The sequence below is a fragment of the Tersicoccus sp. Bi-70 genome (assembly GCF_001968825.1).
Lineage (GTDB): Bacteria > Actinomycetota > Actinomycetes > Actinomycetales > Micrococcaceae > Tersicoccus.
Genome location: NZ_MIEU01000002.1, coordinates 297395 through 318273, shown reverse-complemented (window position 1 = coordinate 318273; position 20879 = coordinate 297395). Strand labels below are relative to the sequence as shown.

The 20879-nt window shown below is 71.1% G+C and carries 17 protein-coding genes and 2 tRNA genes; 5 read left to right on the top strand and 14 right to left on the bottom strand.

Annotation, left to right across the window (positions count from 1 at the left end; translation table 11 throughout):
* Positions 1 to 144 precede the first annotated feature (144 nt).
* The 5 genes from BGP79_RS01635 to BGP79_RS01615 form a co-directional block, all read right to left on the bottom strand.
* Complete coding sequence (locus BGP79_RS01635) at positions 145 to 759, bottom strand: DsbA family protein (RefSeq protein ID WP_076692913.1); 615 nt, start codon at positions 757 to 759, stop codon at positions 145 to 147.
* 46 nt (positions 760 to 805) lie between these two features.
* Positions 806 to 1420 carry a DsbA family protein gene (locus BGP79_RS01630; RefSeq protein WP_233121007.1) on the bottom strand — a complete coding sequence of 205 codons (615 nt, stop codon included), beginning with the start codon at positions 1418 to 1420 and terminating at the stop codon, positions 806 to 808.
* Between the two features lie 105 nt (positions 1421 to 1525).
* A complete protein-coding gene (locus BGP79_RS01625; RefSeq protein WP_369800153.1) occupies positions 1526 to 3142 on the bottom strand; it encodes a tripartite tricarboxylate transporter permease in 1617 nt (538 codons plus the stop codon).
* A 22-nt stretch (positions 3143 to 3164) separates the two neighbouring features.
* On the bottom strand, positions 3165 to 3671 hold the full coding sequence (locus tag BGP79_RS01620) for a tripartite tricarboxylate transporter TctB family protein (RefSeq protein ID WP_076692912.1): 507 nt from the start codon (positions 3669 to 3671) through the stop codon (positions 3165 to 3167).
* Complete coding sequence (locus BGP79_RS01615; RefSeq protein WP_076692911.1) at positions 3668 to 4678, bottom strand: tripartite tricarboxylate transporter substrate binding protein; 1011 nt, start codon at positions 4676 to 4678, stop codon at positions 3668 to 3670. The genes BGP79_RS01620 and BGP79_RS01615 overlap by 4 nt, the downstream gene beginning before the upstream one ends.
* Positions 4679 to 4877: 199 nt before the next feature.
* Here BGP79_RS01615 and BGP79_RS01610 point away from each other — a divergent pair, with 199 nt between their 5' ends.
* On the top strand, positions 4878 to 6596 hold the full coding sequence (locus BGP79_RS01610) for a sensor histidine kinase (protein ID WP_076692910.1): 1719 nt from the start codon (positions 4878 to 4880) through the stop codon (positions 6594 to 6596).
* Positions 6589 to 7254, top strand: a complete 666-nt coding sequence (locus BGP79_RS01605) for a response regulator (RefSeq protein ID WP_076692909.1) — start codon at positions 6589 to 6591, stop codon at positions 7252 to 7254. The genes BGP79_RS01610 and BGP79_RS01605 overlap by 8 nt, the downstream gene beginning before the upstream one ends.
* Before the next feature lie 81 nt (positions 7255 to 7335).
* Here the strand turns inward: BGP79_RS01605 and BGP79_RS01600 are convergent, their stop codons facing one another.
* The 6 genes from BGP79_RS01600 to BGP79_RS01575 form a co-directional block, all read right to left on the bottom strand.
* Complete coding sequence (locus BGP79_RS01600) at positions 7336 to 8238, bottom strand: RDD family protein (RefSeq protein ID WP_076692908.1); 903 nt, start codon at positions 8236 to 8238, stop codon at positions 7336 to 7338.
* A 180-nt stretch (positions 8239 to 8418) separates the two neighbouring features.
* Positions 8419 to 9687, bottom strand: a complete 1269-nt coding sequence (clpX, locus tag BGP79_RS01595) for an ATP-dependent Clp protease ATP-binding subunit ClpX (RefSeq protein WP_076692907.1) — start codon at positions 9685 to 9687, stop codon at positions 8419 to 8421.
* Positions 9688 to 9919: 232 nt separating this feature from the next.
* The gene (locus BGP79_RS01590) at positions 9920 to 10579 is read right to left on the bottom strand and encodes an ATP-dependent Clp protease proteolytic subunit (RefSeq protein WP_076692906.1); all 660 of its coding nucleotides are present in this window, start codon (positions 10577 to 10579) and stop codon (positions 9920 to 9922) included.
* 51 nt (positions 10580 to 10630) lie between these two features.
* On the bottom strand, positions 10631 to 11278 hold the full coding sequence (locus BGP79_RS01585) for an ATP-dependent Clp protease proteolytic subunit (RefSeq protein WP_255363052.1): 648 nt from the start codon (positions 11276 to 11278) through the stop codon (positions 10631 to 10633).
* A 308-nt stretch (positions 11279 to 11586) separates the two neighbouring features.
* Entirely contained in the window at positions 11587 to 13269 is a 1683-nt protein-coding gene (gene tig / locus BGP79_RS01580; protein ID WP_076692904.1) for a trigger factor, read from the bottom strand.
* 81 nt (positions 13270 to 13350) lie between these two features.
* Positions 13351 to 13423, bottom strand: a tRNA-Pro gene (locus BGP79_RS01575).
* Between the two features lie 169 nt (positions 13424 to 13592).
* On the opposite strand from BGP79_RS01575, the gene BGP79_RS01570 reads away from it, so the two are divergent.
* Positions 13593 to 13663: transfer RNA gene (locus BGP79_RS01570), tRNA-Gly, on the top strand.
* Positions 13664 to 13744: 81 nt separating this feature from the next.
* Here BGP79_RS01570 and BGP79_RS01565 read toward each other — a convergent pair.
* The 3 genes from BGP79_RS01565 to BGP79_RS01555 form a co-directional block, all read right to left on the bottom strand.
* Positions 13745 to 14731: an Fpg/Nei family DNA glycosylase gene (locus BGP79_RS01565; RefSeq protein WP_076692903.1), complete on the bottom strand. Its 987-nt coding sequence runs from the start codon at positions 14729 to 14731 to the stop codon at positions 13745 to 13747.
* Positions 14732 to 14746: 15 nt separating this feature from the next.
* The gene (locus BGP79_RS01560) at positions 14747 to 15268 is read right to left on the bottom strand and encodes a ribose-5-phosphate isomerase (protein ID WP_076692902.1); all 522 of its coding nucleotides are present in this window, start codon (positions 15266 to 15268) and stop codon (positions 14747 to 14749) included.
* Positions 15269 to 15806: 538 nt separating this feature from the next.
* On the bottom strand, positions 15807 to 17666 hold the full coding sequence (locus tag BGP79_RS01555; RefSeq protein WP_076692901.1) for a gamma-glutamyltransferase family protein: 1860 nt from the start codon (positions 17664 to 17666) through the stop codon (positions 15807 to 15809).
* Positions 17667 to 17800: 134 nt separating this feature from the next.
* On the opposite strand from BGP79_RS01555, the gene pepN reads away from it, so the two are divergent.
* Entirely contained in the window at positions 17801 to 20416 is a 2616-nt protein-coding gene (pepN, locus tag BGP79_RS01550) for an aminopeptidase N (RefSeq protein WP_076692900.1), read from the top strand.
* On the top strand, positions 20413 to 20874 hold the full coding sequence (locus BGP79_RS01545) for an OsmC family protein (protein WP_076692899.1): 462 nt from the start codon (positions 20413 to 20415) through the stop codon (positions 20872 to 20874). The genes pepN and BGP79_RS01545 overlap by 4 nt, the downstream gene beginning before the upstream one ends.
* Positions 20875 to 20879 lie beyond the last annotated feature (5 nt).

Here is a 20879-nt window from a genome sequence, read left to right as displayed (position 1 = left end):
ACGAGAGAGGGCGCCGTCATCCGATCCGGATGACGGCGCCCTCTCTCGTTTGCATCCCGCCAGCTCGTCAATAGATGTCCTGAGGGACCGGAAATCGACCCGGGTGGAGCATCTATTGACGAGCTGGCGCAGGAGACAGCCGGCTCAGGAGGCCTGCGGGTCCTCGGTGCGGGAGCGCTTGAGCTCGAAGAAGCCCGGGAAGCCGGCGAGCGTGACGGTCGCGTCCCACAGGACGCCGGCCTCCTCGCCGCGCGGGATGCGGGTGATCACGGGGCCGAAGAACGCAGTGCCGTTGAAGGCGACGACGGGCGTGCCGACGTCCTGCCCGACCCGGTCGATCCCGTCCTCGTGGCTGGCACGCAGCTGCTCGTCGTAGACCTCCTGCGTGGCGTAGTCGGCCAGGTCGGCGGGCAGGCCGGCGTCGTCGAGCGCGAGGCGGATCGCCTCGGTGTAGTCCTCCACCTTGTTCACGTGCAGCTGGGTGCCGAGCGCGTCGTAGAGGCGCTTGACGGCGTCCTGCCCGTGCTGCTCGCCGGCGGCGGTGACGACGCGGACGGGGCCCCAGCCGCGCTGCAGCATCTCGCGGTAGTTCTCGGGCAGGTCGTCCTTGTTCTCGTTGAGCACGGACAGACTCATCACGTGCCAGGTGACCGTGATGTCACGGACCTGCTGGACCTCCTCGATCCATCGCGACGTGGCCCACGCGAACGGGCAGATCGGGTCGAACCAGAAGTCGGCGGTGTTGGTGGCCTCAGCCATGGGTGGATCTCCTTCGATGGGACAAGTCGGATTGCAGGCGGAACGCTCAGCCCAGCTGGGGCGCCTCGGTGCGGGAACGCTTCAGCTCGAAGAAGCCGGGGAAGCCGGCCAGCGTGACGGTCGCGTCCCACAGGGTGCCGGCGTCCTCGCCGCGGGGCACCCGGGTGATCACGGGGCCGAAGAAGGCGGTGCCGTTGATGGCGACGACGGGGGTGCCGACGTCCTGCCCGACCCGGTCGATGCCGTCCTCGTGGCTCTCGCGGATCGCGGCGTCGTACCGGTCGGACTCCCCCGCCTCGGCGAGCTCCGCCGGCAGACCGGCCTCGGCGAGGGCCTTGACGATGACGTCGGGCAGGTCGTGGTTGTCGCGGTGGTGTATCTGCGTGCCCATGGCGTCGTAGAGCGCCTTGACGGCCTCGTCGCCGTGCTGCTCCTGCGCGGCGACGATGACGCGCAGCGGGGCGAGTTCGTCGGTGCGGCCGTAGTGGTGGTTCTCCGGGTTGTCCTCGTTGAGGATCACCAGGCTCATGGGGTGCCAGTGGATCTGAAGGTCGCGGACGGTGGCGACCTCGAGGATCCAGCGCGACGTCAGCCACGCGAAGGGGCAGAGCGGGTCGAACCAGAAATCGGCGGTCCCCGTCGCGGTGCTGGTCTCGGTCACGGTCATCTCCTCGTCGAACGGGTACGGCCCGCCGGGTGATCCGGCCGCGGCGTCTCTCATCACACCGCAACCGGCCCGGCGGGCCAAATCTTCCCTCGCACCCCGTCACATGCGCGAACGCCGCTCCGGATCTCCCGCGTCCGCGGACTCGACGGGCTCGGCCGGCGCATCGGCGCGGGCCGCGTCGTCGTGCGCGTCCATCCGCTCGGCCAGCGCGACCGTCGACCGGGCGCCCTCGAACGCCAGGTCCGCCTCGGCCGGGCGGCGGCGCTTCCACGCCCAGACGATCAACGGCAGGCACAGCACCGCGACGATGAGCGCGTAGCAGATCACCGCGACCGGCTCGCTGACCAGCCCGACGGGGTCACCACCGGAGAGCTGGAGCGCCTGCCGCAGCGACTTCTCCGCCCGCGGCGCCAGGATGACGCCGATGATCAGCGGCAGCACGGGCAGCCCGTACCGGCGCATGACGACCCCGAGCAGGCCGAGGACCAGCAGCAGGATCAGGTCGAACGTCTGCAGGTTCACCGCGAACGCCCCGAGGGTGGCGAAGAACAGGATTCCGGCATACAGGTACGGACGCGGGATCTGCAGCAGCCGGGCCCACAGGGGAGCCAGCGGCAGGTTGATCACGAGCAGCAGCAGGTTGCCGATGAACAGCGAGGCGATCAGGCCCCACACGAGCTGCGGCTCCTCCTCGAAGAGCAGCGGCCCCGGCTGGATGCCGTAGCTGGTCAGCGCGGCGAGCATGACGGCGGCCGTCGCGTTGACCGGCAGCCCGAGCGCCAGCATCGGGGTCAGGGACCCCGCCGCAGAGGCGTTGTTCGCCGCCTCCGGACCGGCCACGCCCTCGATGGCGCCGTGCCCGAACTCTTCCTTGTGCTTCGACAGCCGTTTCTCGGTCACGTAGGAGAGGAAGGTCGGGATCTCGGCGCCGCCCGCGGGCAGGGCGCCGAACGGGTAGCCGAGCGCGGTGCCGCGCAACCACGGCTTCCAGGACCGCTTCCAGTCCTGCTTGCCCATCCACGGGCGGCCGACCGGGATGGTCGTCGCCGTGGCCCGGGAGAGGTGCGCGCTGATCCACAGGGCCTCGCCCACGGCGAAGATGCCGACCGCGACCACGACGATGTCGATGCCGTCGGCGAGCAGCGGCTGCCCGAAGGTGAGCCGGCGCTGCCCGGACACGACGTCGGCGCCGATCAGGCCCACGGCCAGGCCGAGACCGAGCGACGCGAAGCCGCGCACCTTGGAACTGCCCAGCACCGCCGTGACGGCGACGAGGGCGAGCAGCATGATGCCGAGGTAGCTCGGCGCGCCGAGCGAGACGGCGAATCCGACCACCAGCGGCGCGATCGCCACCAGCAGGGCGGTGCCGATCGATCCGGCCACGAACGAGCCGATGGCCGCGGTGGCCAGCGCCTGGGCGGCGCGGCCGGCCTTGGCCATCTTGTGGCCCTCGATCGCGGTGATCACCGTGGCGGACTCGCCCGGCGTGTTGAGCAGGATCGACGTCGTCGAGCCGCCGTACATGCCGCCGTAGTAGATGCCCGCGAACATGATCAGGGCGGTCGAGGCGTCCAGCCCGGAGGTGACCGGCAGCAGCAGGGCCACGGCCATGGCCGGCCCGATGCCGGGCAGCACGCCGACGGCGGTGCCGAGCACGACGCCGATCAGGGCGAACAGCAGATTCATGGGCGTCAGCGCGTGGCCGAAGCCCTCCATCAGCAGATTGAGTGTCTCCACGTCACAGCACCCCCGCGAGCAGGCCGGCCGGCAGGTGGATGCCCAGGCCCAGATAGAAGCCGTAGAACGTCGCGGTCGAGAGGACCAGCGAGATCACGATGTTCAGCAGCCAGCGCCGCGACCCGAGCGCCCAGCACGAGCCCCAGAACATGATGGCGCCGGAGAGCACCCAGCCGAGCACGCCGATGGTCGCGGCGTTGAGCAGGAAGAATCCGACCAGCAGGAGCAGGGTCTTCCAGTCGAACGCGGAGGCCGGGTCGATGTCCTCCCCGGCGTCCGGTTCGGCGCGGCCGCCGCGCAGCACCTGCACGGCGAGGACGACGGCGCACACCAGGAGCAGGGTGCCCACGATGATCGGCACCGCCCGCGGCCCCACCGGGTCCGCGGAGGTCGTCAGCGACTCGAGACCGGCAGCGTCGACCAGCACCACGACGCCGACGACGCCGAGCAGGGCCGCGAGGCCCAGCTCGGATCGTCCGCGCAGGCGCTCGGCGACGGCCGAACTCATGCCAGGCCCAGCTTCTTGAGCACGTCCGCCACGTCCTGGTCCTGCTGCTTGAGGAAGGACGCGAAGTCGTCACCGGTCATGAAGCCGTCGGTCCAGCCGTTCGCCTTCAGGGCGTCCTTCCAGCCCTGCGACTCGTGCAGCTTGGTGAGGGTGTCGATCCACTTGGTGCGGGCGGCGTCGTCGATGCCGGGAGGGGCCACGATGCCGCGCCAGTTGGTGAAGACGAGGTCGATGCCCGATTCCTTCAGCGTCGGCGCGTCGACACCGTCCAGGCGCTTGGCCCCGGAGGTCGCGAGCACCCGGATCTGGCCGGACTCGATCTGCTTCATGTACTCGCCGGCACCCGAGGCGGCCACGCTGACCTTGTTGCCCAGGATGGCCGGGAGCAGGTCCCCGCCGCCGTCGTAGGAGACGAAGTTGACCTTGGTCGGGTCGATGCCGACGGCCTGCGCGAGCTGCATCGGCAGCAGGTGGTCCGGGCCGCCGGGCGAGGAACCGCCGCCGACGGAGACGCCCTTCGGGTTGGCCTTCCACGCCTTCACCAGATCGTCGATGGTCTGGTACGGCGAGCTCTTCGGCACCATGATGGCGCCGGGCTCCTCGATCAGCTTGGCCAGCGGCGTGGTCCCGGTGAGCTTCGCCTCGGACTTGTTGGTGTAGCTGGCGCCGACGACGCCGAGCCCCATCAGCATCGCCAGGTCGGCGTTGCCCTTCTCGTTGACCAGGCGGGCCAGGCCCACGGTGCCGCCGGCGCCGGCGAGGTTGTAGACCTCGGGCTGCTTCGGCGTGACCTTCTCCGAGGCCATCACCTTGGCCGCGGTCCGCGCGGTGGTGTCGTACCCGCCGCCGGCCGTGTTCGGCACCATGATGCGCAGGTCCGTGGCCGAACCGGCGTTGCCCGAGCCGGTGGCCTGCCCCGCGGAGTTGGAGGTGACGCCGCAGGCCGAGAGCAGCAGCGCGGCACCGGCGGCCGCGGCCGCGATGCGTGCGAATCGAGACGATCGCATGATCTCTCCTTCGAGATGGAATGATGAACGTGACCAGCATGACGATGCTGTGAGCCAGCTCATATCTTGCGATCACAAGAAACCTTGTGGTCGTTGTGGTCCTTCTGCTCGCGCCCCACCGGACGACGTCGCCCGGTGTCCGCCGCCGGGCCGGAGGTCCCCCGCGCACCGTTCCGCGCGGCCCGTCCCGGAGGTCTCCGTGCCCGATCCCGCGCCCCGCCAGCGCCGCGTCTCCCTCGCCGGCCAGCTGCTCGCCCTGCAGCTGCTGGTGCTGCTCGGCGTGCTCGCCGGCGTGCTGTGGCTCTCGGTCGGCCAGTCGCTGCGCGCGTTCGAGGCGCAGGAGGGCCGGCGGGCGCTCTCCGCCGCCGAATCCCTCGCCGCGACCCCGCTGGTGCGGGCGCTGCTGCCCGACGCGCAACCCGGCGAGGGGTCGTCCCTACCCGCGGTGATCGAGTCGGTGCGCTCGGTGTCCGGCCTGACGGAGGCCACGCTGGTGGACGAGAGCGGGGTGGTGATCGCGTCCTCCGATGCGACGCTGCGCGGCCGGCCTGCGCCCGCGGAGTTCATGAGCGGCGACCCGCGCCGGCAGTGGACCGGCGCCGCCACCGTCGCGGACCGGCAGCTGCTGGTGGCCCGGGTCCCCGTCTTCGACGACGGGAGCAGGCGGATCGGCGTGGCGATCGCCGCGCGCGAGTACCCCGGCTGGAGCGACCGCCTGACCGCGGCGGCCCCGGACCTCGTCCTGTCCCTGACCGTGTGCGGCGTCGTGGGGCTGAGCGGGTCCTGGCTGCTGTCGCGCCGGCTCAAGCGGCAGACGCTCGGCATGGAGCCCGGGGAGATCGCCGCCCTCGTCGAGCACCGGGAGGCGCTGCTGCACGGCGTCAAGGAGGGCGTGGTCGCCGTCGATCTCGCCGGCCGGATCACCGTGCTCAACGACGCGGCGCGGGACCTGCTCGGCTGGGCGGCCGTGCCGCTCGGCTCGCCGGCGCGGGACACGGCCGGCGACGACGACGTCGCGGACGCGCTCGTGGGGGACGGCCCACTAGCGGACCGGACCATCGTCGTCGGCGACCGGCTGCTCGTGGCCAACCGGCGGCCCATCACCTCGCGAGGCCGGGTGATCGGCACGGTCACCACTCTGCGCGACCGCACCGAGCTGTTCGAGCTGGAGGACCAGCTCGGCGCCACCCGCACCGCCACCGGCCTGCTGCGCGCCCAGACCCACGAGTTCGCCAACCAGCTGCACACCGTCGCTGGGCTGATCCAGCTCGGCGAGACGGAGGAGGCGCTGCGCTTCGTCAACGGCGTCAGCACCGACCGCTCCCTGCTCGTGGACGCGGTCACCGAGCGGATCGCGGACCCGCCGCTGGCCGCGCTGCTGATCGCCAAGTCCTCGGTCGCCGGGGAACGCGGCGTGGCTCTCGAACTCGACCCGGACGCCGCGCTGGGCCCGGTGGACGAGGACCTGTCCCGGGACCTGATCACGGTCGCGGGCAACCTCATCGACAACGCGCTCGACGCCGTCTCCGGCGCCCCGGAGGCGATGGTGAGCGTGGACGTACAGGACGACGGCGCCCGCATCCTCGTCACGGTCCAGGACTCGGGCCCCGGGCTGGCCACCGGCGACCGGGACCGGATCTTCGAGGCCGGCTTCAGCACGAAGGCCTCGGACGCGGCGGGCGGCCGCGGATTCGGGCTGTCACTGACCCGGTACGTGTGCCGCCGCCGCGGCGGGGACGTGGACGTCACCACGGTCGACGGCGCGGTGTTCACCGCCGTCCTGCGCCGCGGCCCGCGCGACGGCCGTCGAGAACACGCCGGCGCCACCCGCATCCCGACACCGGCCCGGACCCCGACACCGATATCGACACCGGCGGCCCGGGCACCCGAGCGCGAGAGGAGGAGGCTCGATGTATGACGTGCTGGTGGTCGACGACGACTTCATGGTCGCGCGCATCCACGCCGGCTTCGTGGCGGAGAACCCGGAATTCCGGGTGTGCGGCGTCGCGCACTCGACCGCCGAGGCCCTGACCCTGGCCCGGGAGCACTCCCCCGACCTGGTCCTCCTCGACATCCACCTGCCCGACGGCAACGGCCTGGACCTGCTGCAACGGCTGCGCGACGACCAGCCGGAGGTGGACGCGATCGTCATCACCGCCGCCCGCGAGCAGGCGACCGTGGTGCGGGCCCGGCGCGGCGGGGTGACCAGCTACCTGATGAAGCCGTTCCAGCGTGAGGACCTCAGCCGTCGGCTGGCGCAGTACCGCGACCAGGCGGGCGCGGTACACGGCGCCGCCGATCAGACCGTGGTGGACCGCCTCTTCGGGGACGTCCCGGCCGCGCGGCCGGTGCCGCGCAAGGGGCTCAGCGACGAGACGCTGCAGGCGGTCGAGCAGGCCCTGCGCACCGCCGCGCTCGACCTCTCCGCGACGGACACGGCCGAGCGGGTGGGCATCTCCCGGGTGAGCGCCCGCCGCTACCTCGAACACCTCGTGGAGGGCGGCACCGTCACGGTGCAGCTGAAGTACGGCGCCGGCCGCCCCGAGCGCCGGTACGCCTGGGCGCGAGGACGCTGAGCGGGCGGCCCATCTGCACCGACCTCCCGGACACGACAGAGCCGGCCGGACCATCGTCCGGCCGGCTCGATCGTGGAGGCGTCAGCGGTTCTTCGACGCCGGGGTGTAGGTGTCGCGGCCCAGCTTGTGGTTGATCACGACGCCCTTGAACAGCTTGTCCTGCCAGGACTGGAACCAACCGCTCGTGCTGTCGAACAGCGGGGAGAGCCAGAACAGCAGGCCCATGATCCCGCCGGTGACGGCGCTGGCGGCCCACATCAGCAGACCGCGGAGGAACGTCGGTCCCCAGCCGAGGGGCTGACCGGTCTCCTGGTGGACCAGGCGCAGCCCGAAGATCGCGTTGCCGATCGACTTGCCCCGCGTCGCCAGCCACCACCACAGGATGACGCCGATGATGAGGAACAGGACGAGGAAGATGACGAGGGATCCGACGACGCTGCCGACCAGGGCGTTGGCCTGCTCCTGCGTCAGCCGGGTCCGGGTGCTCGTGCCGTACTCGTCGTAGGTCCGGCTCGAGCTGGTGCTCGGCAGGCTGGCCGCGGTGACGAACACCGGGATGAACGAGAGGAACCCGATGATGGTGAGAACCACGCTGAGGATGAGGTTGTCGACGAAGTTGGCCGCGATCTGCAGGCCCGCGGTGGTCGGCTTCGCACCCTCGACACCCGGGTACGGGTTCTGCGCGAGGTAGCCGCCCTGCGGGTAGCCGTACCCCGGACCCTGCTGGCCCTGCCCGGGCTGCTGGCCGTAGCCGGGCTGCTGACCCCACGCGGGAGCACCGCCGGGCTGGCCCTGCCCCTGGTTGAACGGGCCCGGGTTGCCCTGACCGTAGCCGGGCTGCTGACCGTAGCCGGGCTGGCCCTGCCGGGCCTGGTCCCATCCCGCCCCGGCGTCGTGCCGGCCGGACGACGACGGCTGTCCCTGCTGCGGTTCGGTGGGCCTGCGCCACGGGTCGTTGGCGTCCCCGTTGGTCGGCGTGCTCATGATGTCCCCTCTGGTCGGCGGTCATGCCGCACGTGGTGTGCGGTGATGATCGATCGCCCGCGCACCGTGACGGCGCGTCGGACGAGGCCAGCCTAGCGAGACGGGCGCACGAACAGCGGGATTGCGCCACCGCGAGTGCGGCGGCGCGGAGACGTCAGGGGCGAGCCCCGACGGAGAGGGTCAGGCGGACTTGCGGCGCTTCGTCGCGGAATGCGGCACGAGCGTCGGCTCGGCCTTCTTCTGCACGACGTCGGCCGTGATCACCGCACTGGCGATGTCCTCGCGGCTGGGCAGGTCGAACATGACGGGCAGGAGGATCTCCTCCATGATCGCCCGCAGGCCGCGCGCGCCGGTGCCCCGGTCGAGCGCGAGGTCCGCGATGGCCTCCAGCGCGCCGTCCTCGACGACCAGTTCCACACCGTCGAGCTGGAACATCTTCTGGTACTGCTTGATCAGCGCGTTCTTCGGCTCGGTGAGGATCTGGATCAGCGCCGGCTTGTCCAGGTTGGACACCGTGGTGATCACGGGCAGGCGGCCGATGAACTCAGGGATCAGCCCGAACTTGAGCAGGTCCTCCGGCATGACGTCGGCGAACGAATCAGGCTTCGCGGTGGCCTCCTGGAGCTGGGCGCCGAAGCCGATGCCCCGCCGTCCGGATCGGCTGCCGATGATCTCCTCGAGGCCCGCGAATGCCCCGGCCACGATGAACAGCACGTTCGTCGTGTCGATCTGGATGAACTCCTGGTGCGGGTGCTTCCGGCCACCCTGCGGCGGCACCGAGGCGACCGTGCCCTCGAGGATCTTCAGCAGCGCCTGCTGCACGCCCTCACCGGAGACGTCCCGGGTGATGGAGGGGTTCTCGCTCTTGCGCGAGATCTTGTCGATCTCGTCGATGTAGATGATGCCCTGCTCGGCCTTCTTGACGTCGTAGTCGGCGGCCTGGATGAGCTTGAGCAGGATGTTCTCGACGTCCTCGCCGACGTAGCCCGCCTCGGTCAGCGCCGTGGCATCGGCGGCGGCGAACGGCACGTTGAGCCGCTTCGCGAGGGTCTGCGCCAGATAGGTCTTGCCGCAGCCGGTGGGCCCGATCAGCAGGATGTTCGACTTGGCGATGTCCACGTCCTCGGCGGACTCCCCGAACCGGGAGGCGCTGCCGGACTGGATCCGCTTGTAGTGGTTGTAGACGGCGACGGCGAGGGAGCGCTTCGCGGGCTCCTGGCCGATCACGTACTCCTGCAGGAAGTCGAAGATCTCCTTCGGCTTCGGCAGTTCGAAGCTGCCCAGGTCCGCGACCTCGGCCAGCTCCTCCTCGATGATCTCGTTGCAGAGCTCGATGCACTCGTCGCAGATGTAGACGCCGGGACCCGCGATCAGCTTGCGGACCTGCTTCTGGCTCTTGCCACAGAAAGAACACTTCAGGAGGTCTGTGCTCTCACCGATGCGAGCCATGTGCGTCGAACCCTTCACCCTGCTGCAATGGACTGCTGCCGCGCCTTCGCACGGTCAGGACCGTCCGGGAGACGGACGGGGAACGGGGACCGGAGCGCCGACAGCTGGTCCCAGCTTAGGGCACGCCACCCACCGTCGTGGTACAGGCGACGCCCGCGTCGTCGTCGACGTCGCGGGCGTCCCCGTCCACCGGCGGTCGGCCCGTGGGCCGACCGTCACCTCGTGCTGAGGATCAGGTGTTGATCTTCGGCTTGTGCACCTTGCGGGAGGTCAGCACCTCGTCCACCAGGCCGTAGTCCTTCGCCTGCTCGGCGGTGAGGATCTTGTCGCGCTCGATGTCGACGTTGACCTGCTCGGTGGTGCGGCTGGTGTGCAGGGCCAGCGTGTCCTCGAGCCAGGTGCGCATCCGCATGACCTCGTTGGCCTGGATCTCCAGGTCCGAGGCCTGCCCACCCTCGCCACCGGCCAGGGCCGGCTGGTGGATGAGCACGCGCGCGTTCGGCAGCGCGAGCCGCTTGCCGGGGGTGCCCGCGGCGAGCAGCACGGCGGCGGCGCTGGCGGCCTGGCCCAGGCACACGGTCTGGATCTCGGGCCGCACGAACTGCATGGTGTCGTAGATGGCCGTCATCGCCGTGAAGGACCCACCCGGGGAGTTGATGTAGAGGGTGATGTCCCGCTCCGGGTCGGTGGCCTCCAGCACGAGCAGCTGGGCCATGATGTCATCGGCCGAGGCGTCGTCCACCTGCACGCCGAGGAAGATGATGCGGTCCTCGAACAGCTTGGTGTACGGGTCCTGGCGCTTGAAGCCGTAGGGCGTGCGCTCCTCGAACTGAGGCAGCACGTACCGGCTGGTCGGCAGGTTGCCGGCCGTGGAACCGAAGGTGTAGCTCATGGGTCTCTCCTGTGTCTGCGTCCGCTGGGCTGATGGTCGGTCGGAACCGGATCAGCGATCGGCGTCGTCCGTGCTGCTGTCCTGATCGGTGCCGCCGCCGCCGGCGACGGTGGCCGCGTGCGCGGCGATGTGGTCGAAGAAGCCGTAGTCGAGGGCTTCCTGAGCGGAGAACCACTTGTCGCGGTCGTTGTCGATGAGGATCTGCTCGACGGTCTGACCGGTCTGCTCGGCGGTCAGCTCCGCCATGATGCGCTTCATGTTCAGGATCAGCTCGGCCTGGATCTTGATGTCCGAAGCCGTGCCGCCGATGCCGCCCGAGGGCTGGTGCATCAGGATCCGGGCGTGCGGCGTCGCGTAGCGCTTGCCCTTGGTCCCGGAGGAGAGCAGGAACTGGCCCATCGACGCGGCCAGGCCGGTCGCGACGGTGACGACGTCGTTCGGGATGAACTTCATCGTGTCGTAGATGGCCATGCCCGCGGTCACCGAGCCACCCGGGGAGTTGATGTACAGGAAGATGTCCTTGACCGGGTCCTCCGCCGAGAGCAGCAGCAGCTGCGAGCAGATGAGGTTCGCGTTGTCGTCACGGACCTCGGAGCCGAGCCAGATGATGCGCTCACGCAGGAGCCGGTTGTAGATGAAGTCGTCCCGGCCGGCGACGTCCTGCGTCGCCATGCTCGGGGTGCTGTTCTCAGTGCTCACGGTTGCCTCACCTCTCAGGATCTGTCGTGGGTCTGTACAGGACACTAATGCGTTCGCCGGGCCCGTCCTTCCGCGGAATCGCACTGTTCGCTGACGGCGCAGGTTGCGCGGACGGGTCCCGGGTACGCCCGATCCGGGCACGCTGACCGACGTCCGAGCGCCTCACGCCGGCCGCAGGACGACGGACGCACGAAGCCGCCCGGACCCACGGACGCACGGAGCCGCCCAGCCTTCGTGGCCGGGCGGCTCCGTGGTGTCGCGCTGGTGGTGCGGGTGCCGGACCGGGGATCCCCCGGACCGGCTGCCGGTCAGCTGTCGGCGTCGGCCTCGGCGGCCGGCTTCTTGGCGGCCGGCTTGCGGGTCGTCTTCTTCGCGGCGGGCTTCTTGGCGCTCTCGTCGGCACCGCTCTCGTCGGCAGCGGCGTCGTCGGCCTTCGCGGCCGCCGTCTTGCGCGCGGCCGGCTTGCGGGCCGGCTTCTTCTCGGCGGTCTCGTCACCGGCGTCCTCCGCCTTGGCGGCGGCGGACTTCCGGGCCCGGGTGGCCGGCTTGGTGGCGGGAGCCTCGTCGGCGGCCTGGTCCTCGCCCACCGTGGTCTCGGTGGTGCTGGACGCGGCAGAGGTGTCCACGGCATCGGCGTCGACGGTCTCGCCCTCGGCGGGGTCCGTCGCGGCGTCGGCGACGTCACCGGCGTCGATGGTCTCCCCCGCGCCGGCGGGCCGGACGAAGGAGCTCAGGTCGACGGTGGCGCCGTTGCTGTCGGTGACCTTCGCCTTCTCGAGGACGACGGCGAGGGCCTTGCGACGACGCACCTCGCCGATCATCATCGGCACCTGGCCGCCCTGGTCCAGCATCTGGGCGAACTGGTTCGGGTCCATGCCGTACTGGCTGGCCGTCGTGACGATGTACTCGATGAGCTCGGCCTGCTCGACGCCGACCTCTTCCTTCTCGGCGATCGCGTCGAGGACGACCTCGTTGCGGAACGCCTCCTCGGTGTTCTTCGCGACCTCGGCCCGGTGCTCCTCGGTGTCGTGGTCCGCGTCCGCGTTCTGGGAGAAGTGCTGCTCGACCTGCTCGGAGACGAGGCTGGCCGGGACGGGGACCTCGACGAGCTCGAGGAGCTTCTCGAGGACCTTGTCGCGGGCCTGGACGCCCTGCTCGGCGATCTTGCTCTCACCGGCCTTGCCCTTCAGGTCCTCCTTGAGCTCGTCGATGGTGTCGAACTCGCTCGCCAGCTGGGCGAACTCGTCGTCGGCCTCGGGCAGCTCGCGGTCCTTGACCGCGGTCAGGACGACGCGCACCTGGGCGTCCTCGCCGGCGTGGTCGCCACCGGCAAGCTTCGTCGCGAAGACGGTCTCCTCGCCGGCGGACAGGCCGGCGAGGGCCTCGTCCATGCCGTCGAGCATGGTGCCGGCGCCGATCTGGTAGGACAGGCCCTGCGCGGCGTCGACCTGGTCGTCACCGATGGTGGCGGTGAGGTCGATGGTGACGAAGTCGCCGTCGGCGGCGGGCCGGTCGGCGGTGACGAGGGTGCCGAAACGGCCGCGCAGCTCGTCGAGGGCGGTGCTGACGTCGTCGTCGGCGATCTCGGTCGCGTCGACGGTGACCTCGATGCCCGCGTAGTCGGGCAGCTCGATCTCCGGCATGACGTCGACCTCGACCTGGAACTTCAGGTCACCGGCGGTCGCGGACGGGTCGGGCACCTCGGTGATCTCGACCTCGGGGCGGCTCAGCGGCCGCAGTTCGGCCTCCTGGATGGCCTGCTGGTACCAGCCGTTGAGGCCGTCGTTGATCGCGGTCTCGATCACGTAGCCGCGGCCGACGCGCTGGTCGATCAGGCGGTTCGGGACCTTGCCCTTGCGGAAGCCGGGGACCTGGATCTGACCGGAGATGGTCGTGTAGGCCTCGTCGATGCTGGGCTTCAGCTCCTCGGAGGAGACCTCGACGGTGAGCTTGACGCGGGTCGGGTCGAGTTTCTCGACGGCACTCTTCACTGGACGTGTACTCCTGAACGTGTTGGGGCAGGGACGAGCGGCGTGACCGACCGGGCGATTCCACCCGCGCCGTGCCACGTGTCGGGGCGACAGGACTCGAACCTGCGATCTCCTGCTCCCAAAGCAGGCGCGCTAGCCACTACGCTACGCCCCGTAAGGCATCGGCCAGTCTACGGGCAAGGGTTGCCGGGGCGCACATCGGCGGCTTCGGAGCCGGTGGGAGGCGGTCCGGGCGGTCACCGGCGGGTGGGCCGCGGTGGCATTTTGCCGGGCCGGTTCCCCGTATGCTGTAGTGGTGGAAACGGTCGCATCAGGCCACTCCCGGGGATGTAGCTCAATGGTAGAGCCTCAGTCTTCCAAACTGATTACGCGGGTTCGATTCCCGTCATCCCCTCCGATCACGACCCCGTCCGGGCATCCGGGCAGGGTCGTTCTGCGTCTACGGGCCCGCGTTCGGCGCCTGGAGCGGTGGCACTCAGTGCTGGCAGCCGGGGCACCAGTAGAGGTTGCGGCCGGCCATCACGGCGGTGGCGATGGTCGTCCCGCACCGCGGGCAGGGCTCACCCGTGTGCTTGTAGACGAAGCGCGACGCCTCGGCCGGGATATCGGCGGCGTCGACGTCGAGCGTGAGGTCCTCGACGGCGACGGCGTGCTCCGGGTCCCGCTGCGTCGTGACGATGCGGCCGAGGCGGACGCCGTCGCGCATCAGGAACACCGTGTCGGCCCACAGGTCCGCGGCCTCCTGCTCCGTGATCTTCTTTCCCGGACGGTACGGGTCGATGCCGGCGCGGAACAGCAGTTCGGCGCGATAGACGTTGCCGATGCCGGCGACGACGGCCTGGTCCATCAGCAGCTGCCCGCAGGCGACGCCGCGGCGGCGTAGCAGCCGGGCGAACGTGGCGCCGTCGTCGTTCGCGCTGTCCTCACCGTCCGCGCTGTCCTCACGGAGGGGGTCCGGGCCCGCCGCCTCACGCAGGGCGTCGACGTCGGCCGCGGTGATCACCTCGCACGCCGTCGGACCCCGTAGATCGGCCCACCCGTGATCGCTGACCAACCGCACGCGCACGGCCCCGACCGGGGCGGGCGGCCCGGTGTACTCGACGTCCTCGCCCGCGTCTGCCGTCCCGTGCTCCGTCTCCCCCATCCGTCGCGGCGCCCCGATGCTGGAGGCCCCGGCGAAGGACGCGTCGCCGCCGAAGCTGAAGGCGCCGTAGAGGCCCAGGTGGATGCGCAGCACGCGGTGGCGGTCGGCGTCGTCGTTCGTTGTCGTGCCGGTGCCGTCGTGGTCGAAACTCACGAGCAGCTGCTTGCCGATCGCCTCGGCGCGGGTGAGGACGTGGCCGTCCAGCAGCTCGGCTCCGGCGGCGAAGCGGCCCTGCGGGCTGGACACGCGCACGCGCTGACCGCCGAACACGTCGGTCAGCTGCCGGGCGAGCCGGTGGATGGAGTGACCCTCGGGCATCGGGGCGCTACCGGCTCACGCGGTGCCGTCGTTGGTCTCGGGCCCCGCGTCCGTGGCGGTACCCGAGTCGACGACCGTGCCGGTCCGCTCGAAGTGCGCGATCTGGCCGATGCGACGCACGTGCCGCTCGTCGCCGCTGAACGGCTCGGCGAGGAACGTGTCGATCAGGCGGGTGGCCTCCTCGACACTGTGCTGGCGGCCGCCGACGGCGACGACGTTGGCGTCGTTGTGTTCGCGAGCGAGCTTCGCGGTGTCCTCGTTCCAGGCCAGAGCAGCGCGAACGCCGCGGACCTTGTTCGCGGCGATCTGCTCGCCGTTGCCCGAGCCGCCGAGGACGATACCGAGCGCCTCGACACCGGCTTCCTGGTCGGCGACGACGCCCTGCGCGGCGTGGATGCAGAAGCCGGGGTAGTCGTCCAGGGCGTCGTAGTCGCGCGGGCCGTGGTCGACGACGTCGTGCCCGGCCTCGGTCAGGTGGGTGACGAGGTGGGCGCTCAGCTCCATGCCGGCGTGGTCGGTCGCGATGTGGACGCGCATCCTGGGTGCTCCGATCTGTGGTCGCTGCGTGTCGCTGCATCTCGCTGCGGTCGCTGCTGGTCGCTCGGCCGGGGCCGCCGTCGGGGCGTCGGCATCCCGGGAGGGGTCCCCGCCAGCCTAACGCCGCACCCCGGCGTCGTGGATCCGTCGGTACCGCCCGAAAGGGGTGGTCATCGACCGGGGCGCAAGGGCGGAACTGACGGACTCGGCGAATCGTGCGGGCGAAACCGACGGACTCGGCGCGACCTGCGCACGAGTCAGCCGTTTTCGCCCGAATGACGCACTCAAAAAGCGCGTCGTTCGGGCGGGAACCGCTGACTCACCGTGATGGGGCACCCGTCGGGCGGGAACCGCTGACTCACCGGGATGGGGCCGCGTCCCGGAGCAGACCGGCGGATCCGGAACCGGTCTGCGCATGAGTCAGCCGTTTCCGCCCGAAAGACGCACTCGAAGAGCCCGGCATCCGGGCGGGAACCGCTGCCTCACCGGGATGGGTCGCCGCGTGACTCACCGAACCGCTGGCTCACCGAACCGGGCGTCACCTCCCGGTGGCGTAGCCCTGCGCTCCGCGGGGATTGGCGGCCGCGTACAGCACGCCGGTGTCCGGCTCCCGGCCGGCGACGCACATCCGGCCGAGCGACCAGTCCCCCGCCCGCGTGATGCGGTGGCCGCGGCGCTCGAGGCCGGCGATGACGTCGTCGCCCAGCCGGTCCTCGACCACGGCGCCGTACGGTTCGACGGTGCGCGGCCAGAACGAGCCGACCATTGCCGTTGTGTGCAGCATCGGCGCGTCGATGGCCTGCTGCGGCGAGTACCCGCCGACCAGGGTGCGCAGCAGGTACAGCAGCTGCCACTGGTCCTGCTGGTCCCCGCCCGGTGAGCCGAGCGCAGCCTCGGGGCGCCCGTCGGCGTCGAGCAGCATGGTCGGCGTGAGGGTGGTGCGTGGCCGGGCCCCGGGGCGCAGAGCCGCCGGGGAGGTCTCGTCCAGCCACGTCATCTGCAGTCGCGTGCCCAGGCAGAACCCGAGCTCGGGGATGGTGGGGCTGGACTGCAGCCAGCCGCCGGATGGCGTGGCCGCGATCATGTTGCCGTCGCGGTCGACGACGTCGAGGTGGCAGGTGTCCCCGCGGGTGCGGCCGAACCGGGCGACGGTCGGCTCCCCCGCGGACGCCTCGCCCGGCTCCGGATGGGAGGCCTCGAACTCCTCGGGCGTCACGCGGGGCGGCCGGTGCGGGGTGCGGCCGGGAATCTCCCCCGGTTCCTCGCCCGCCGACGCCTCCTCGGTGATCAGGGCGCGTCGCTGCGCGGCGTACTCCGGGGAGAGCAGGTGCGCGAGCAGCTCGGCGTCCCCCGCCGCGGCCTCGCCGTACCAGGCGTCGCGGTCCGCGAGCGCGAGCTTGAGCGCCTCCAGCACGGTGTGCGCGCCGAGCTCGGTGGACGGGTCCAGCCGCGCGTCGTCGAACCCGTCGAGGATCGCGAGGGTCTGCAACAGCACCGGCCCCTGACCCCACGGCCCGGTCTTGACGACGGTGCGGCCGCGGAAGGTGATCGAGCACGGCGTCTCGAGGGACGCGCTGAACGCCCCCATGTCCGCGGCGGTGATCACGCCGGCATGCACACCGCCGCCGGAGTGGTGGTGCGGCACGGCGGCGAACTCCTCGACCGCGGCCGCGACGAACCCGGAGGCGAACGCCTCGCGCGCCGCCTCGATCCGGTCGGTACGGGAACCGGCATCCGCTCCGGCCTCGACGAGGCGCTCGAGCGTGCGGGCGTACGCCTCGTTGCGGATCACCTCACCGTCGGCCGGCGGCCGCCCCTCGGGCATCCACTGCGCGGCCGACGTGGGCCAGTGCTCGGTGAAGAGGTCCTTGACGGCGGCGACGGTCAGGCCCACCCGGGCGACGGCGGGGTGGCCGTGCCGGGCATAGTGGATGGCGAAGGCGAGCACGTCGGCGAGTTCCCACGTGCCCCGCTCGGTGAGCAGCAGCAGCCACGCGTCGACGGCGCCGGGCGCGACGGCGGCGAGCGCCCCGGCGCCGGGGACGAGGTCGAGGCCGGCGGCCCGGTAGTGCTCGATGGTCGCGCCGGCCGGGGCGGGACCCTGGCCCATCAGAACGCGGGGACCGTCGTCGGTCGTGACGAGGGCGACGAGGTCGCCGCCGGGCCCGTTCAGGTGCGGTTCGACGACGTGGAGGACGAAGGCGCCCGCGGCCGCCGCGTCGAAGGCGTTGCCGCCGCGTTCGAGCACCGCCTGCGCCGCTGCCGAGGCCAGCCAGTGCGTCGAGGACACCATGCCGAAGCTCCCCCGCAGGGTGGGCCGGGTGGTGTGCGCAGGGGGTGGCGTGAACGCGTTGACGTGGGAATCGGTGGGCTGCGAGGCCGTGCGGGGCTGCTCCATCACCCCAGCGTAGGGGTACCTCCTCGCGGCCCGGCGGGACCGGGCAGAAGTACCCGGTACTCCGACAGCAGACTTGGCAAGGCGCGTCGCTGGGGTAAGACTAGCGAGGACCACGAACGCATCCGGCGCCATCCATGCGCCCGGCACCAGCTCGCTTGGAGGCGACCCACTTGCCAGGACTGAACCTGACTCGCGATGAGGCACGCGCCCGCGCCGATCTGCTCTCCGTGGACTCGTACCACGTGAGTCTGGACCTGACGCGTGGCGAGACGGTGTTCGGGTCGACGACGGTGGTGCGGTTCTCCGCGACCGCCGGCGCCTCCACCTTCATCGACGCGGTCACGGACGCGGTCCACCGGGTCACGCTCAACGGCGTGGACCTCGACCCGGCGACCGTCTCCGACGGCGTGCGCATCCAGCTGGACGACCTGGCCGAGCAGAACGAGCTGACCGTCGTCGCCGACGGCCTCTATATGAACACCGGCGAGGGACTGCACCGGTTCGTCGACCCCGTCGACGACGAGGTCTACCTGTACAGCCAGTTCGAGGTGCCGGACTCCCGGCGGATGTTCGCCGTCTTCGAGCAGCCCGACCTGAAGGCCCGCTTCCGTTTCACCGTGACCGCCCCCGCGCACTGGGCCGTCGTCTCCAACTCGCCCACGCCCGAGCCGGTTGAGGCCCAGGCCGCGGGCAGCACCACCAGCGTCGCCACGTGGGACTTCGAGCCGACCCCCGTGCTCTCCTCCTACGTGACCGCGCTCGTCGCCGGCCCGTACCAGAGCATCACCTCCGAGCTGACCAGCTCCGACGGCCGCACCATCCCGCTCGGCGTGTTCGCCCGCAAGTCGCTGATGCAGTTCGTCGACGCCGAGGACATCTTCGCGATCACCCGTGCCGGCTTCACGTTCTACGAGCAGCAGTTCGGCACCCCGTACCCGTTCGCCAAGTACGACCAGCTCTTCGTTCCCGAGTTCAACGCCGGGGCGATGGAGAACGCCGGGGCGGTCACGTTCACCGAGACGTACGTGTTCCGGTCCAAGGTCGCCGAGGCCACCGTCGAGCGCCGGGCCATCACCGTGCTGCACGAACTCGCGCACATGTGGTTCGGCGACCTGGTGACCATGCGCTGGTGGAACGACCTGTGGCTGAACGAGTCGTTCGCCGAGTACATGTCCACGCTCGCCGCCGCGGAGGCCACCGAGTACTCGACCGCGTGGACCACGTTCTCCTCGCTCGAGAAGAGCTGGGCGTACCGGCAGGACCAGCTGCCCACGACGCACCCGATCGTCGCCCCGATCAACGACCTGGAGGACGTCCAGGTCAACTTCGACGGCATCACCTACGCCAAGGGCGCCTCGGTGCTCAAGCAGCTCGTGGCCTGGGTCGGCCAGGAGCAGTTCATGGCCGGCGTGCGCGAGTACTTCGGCAAGCACGCCTGGTCCAACACCGAGCTGACCGACCTGCTCACCGAGCTCGAGCAGGCCAGCGGCCGGGACCTCGGCGCCTGGGGTCAGGCGTGGCTGGAGACCGCCGGCGTGAACACCCTGGCCCCGGAGATCGAGTCCGACGGGGGTGAGGTGATCACCTCCTTCGCCGTCGTCCAGACCGCTCCCGAGGATCACGCGACGCTGCGGCCGCACCGCACCGCGATCGGCTTCTACGACGTCGACGACGCCGGCCGGCTGGTCCGCAACCACCGGGTGGAGCTCGACGTCGCCGGCGAGCGCACCGAGGTGCCCGAGCTGGTCGGCATGGAGCGGCCGGACCTGATCCTCGTCAACGACGACGACCTCGCCTACGCCAAGGTGCGCCTGGATGAGAACTCCCTGGCCACCGCCAAACGGCACCTGAAGAACTTCGCGCAGTCCCTGCCGCGCACCCTCGTGTGGAACTCCGCGTGGGACGCGACCCGCGACGGGGAGAGCCCGGCCCGCGACTACGTCGAGCTGGTGCTGGCCAACATCGACGCCGAGACCGACTCGACCGTCGTGCTCGTGCTGCTGCGCCAGCTGATGGCGACCCTGTACCAGTTCGTCGCGGAGGACCACCGCCGCGAGGCGATCGAGCGGTCCGCCGACGCACTGCTGCGCCTGGCCCGCGACGCGAAGGCCGGCTCGGACCACCAGCTGCAGTTCACCAAGTCCTTCGCGGCGCTCGCCCGCACCGACGAGCAGCTGGACGCGGTGACCGCACTGCTGGACGGGCACGAGACGCTGGACGGCCTGACCATCGACACGGACCTGCGCTGGGAACTGCTGGTGGCGCTCGTCGCCGGCGGACGTCGCGGCACGGCCGACATCGACGCCGAGTACGAGCGGGACGCGACCGCCACAGGCGCCCGGATGGCCGCGATGGCCCGCGCCGCGGTGCCGACGCCCGAGGCCAAGGCGGAGGCGTGGGACGCCGTCGTCGAGCGCGCCGAGTTCCCGAACGCCGTCCAGCAGGCCGTCATCGCCGGGTTCAAGCGGGCACACGACGAGTCGCTGCTCACCCCGTTCACCGAGAAGTACTTCGCCGCGATCGAGCACGTGTGGGCCACCCGCACCCACGAGATCTCCGAGCAGATCGTCCAGGGCCTCTACCCGAACCGGCCGATCAGTGCGGACGCGGTAGCCGCGACGGACGCGTTCCTCGACCAGCTCGGTGACCGCAGCCCCGCGCTGCGCCGGCTCGTGCGCGAGGGCCGGGACGACGTCGTGCGCGCCCTGGCCGCGCGGGAGCGGGACACCGCGGTGGTCGCCACCTCGTGAGCGAGCACCGGTTCGCGGTCGCGGTCGCCTGGACCGGTGACCGGGGCGAGGGCACGGCCACCTACCGCGGCTACGGACGCGACCACGAGGTCACCTCCGCCGGCGTGCCCACGCTGCTCGGGTCGGCCCACCGCACCTTCCACGGGGACGCGGACCGGTGGAACCCGGAGCTGCTCCTCGTCGCCGCGCTGAGCGAGTGCCACCTGCTCTCCTACCTGCACGTGTGCGTACGCCACGACGTCGTGGTGACCGGGTACGACGACGACGCCTCCGGCTCGATGCGCCTGAACCCGGACGGGTCCGGCGAGTTCACCGAGGTCACCCTGCGCCCGCGCGTCCGGCTCGCCGACCCCGCACAGGCGGAGCTGGCGAACACCCTCCACGAGGAGGCCGCGCGGCTGTGCTTCATCGCCCGCAGCGTCGCCTTCCCGGTCCACCACGAGCCGACCGTCGTCTGAGGTCC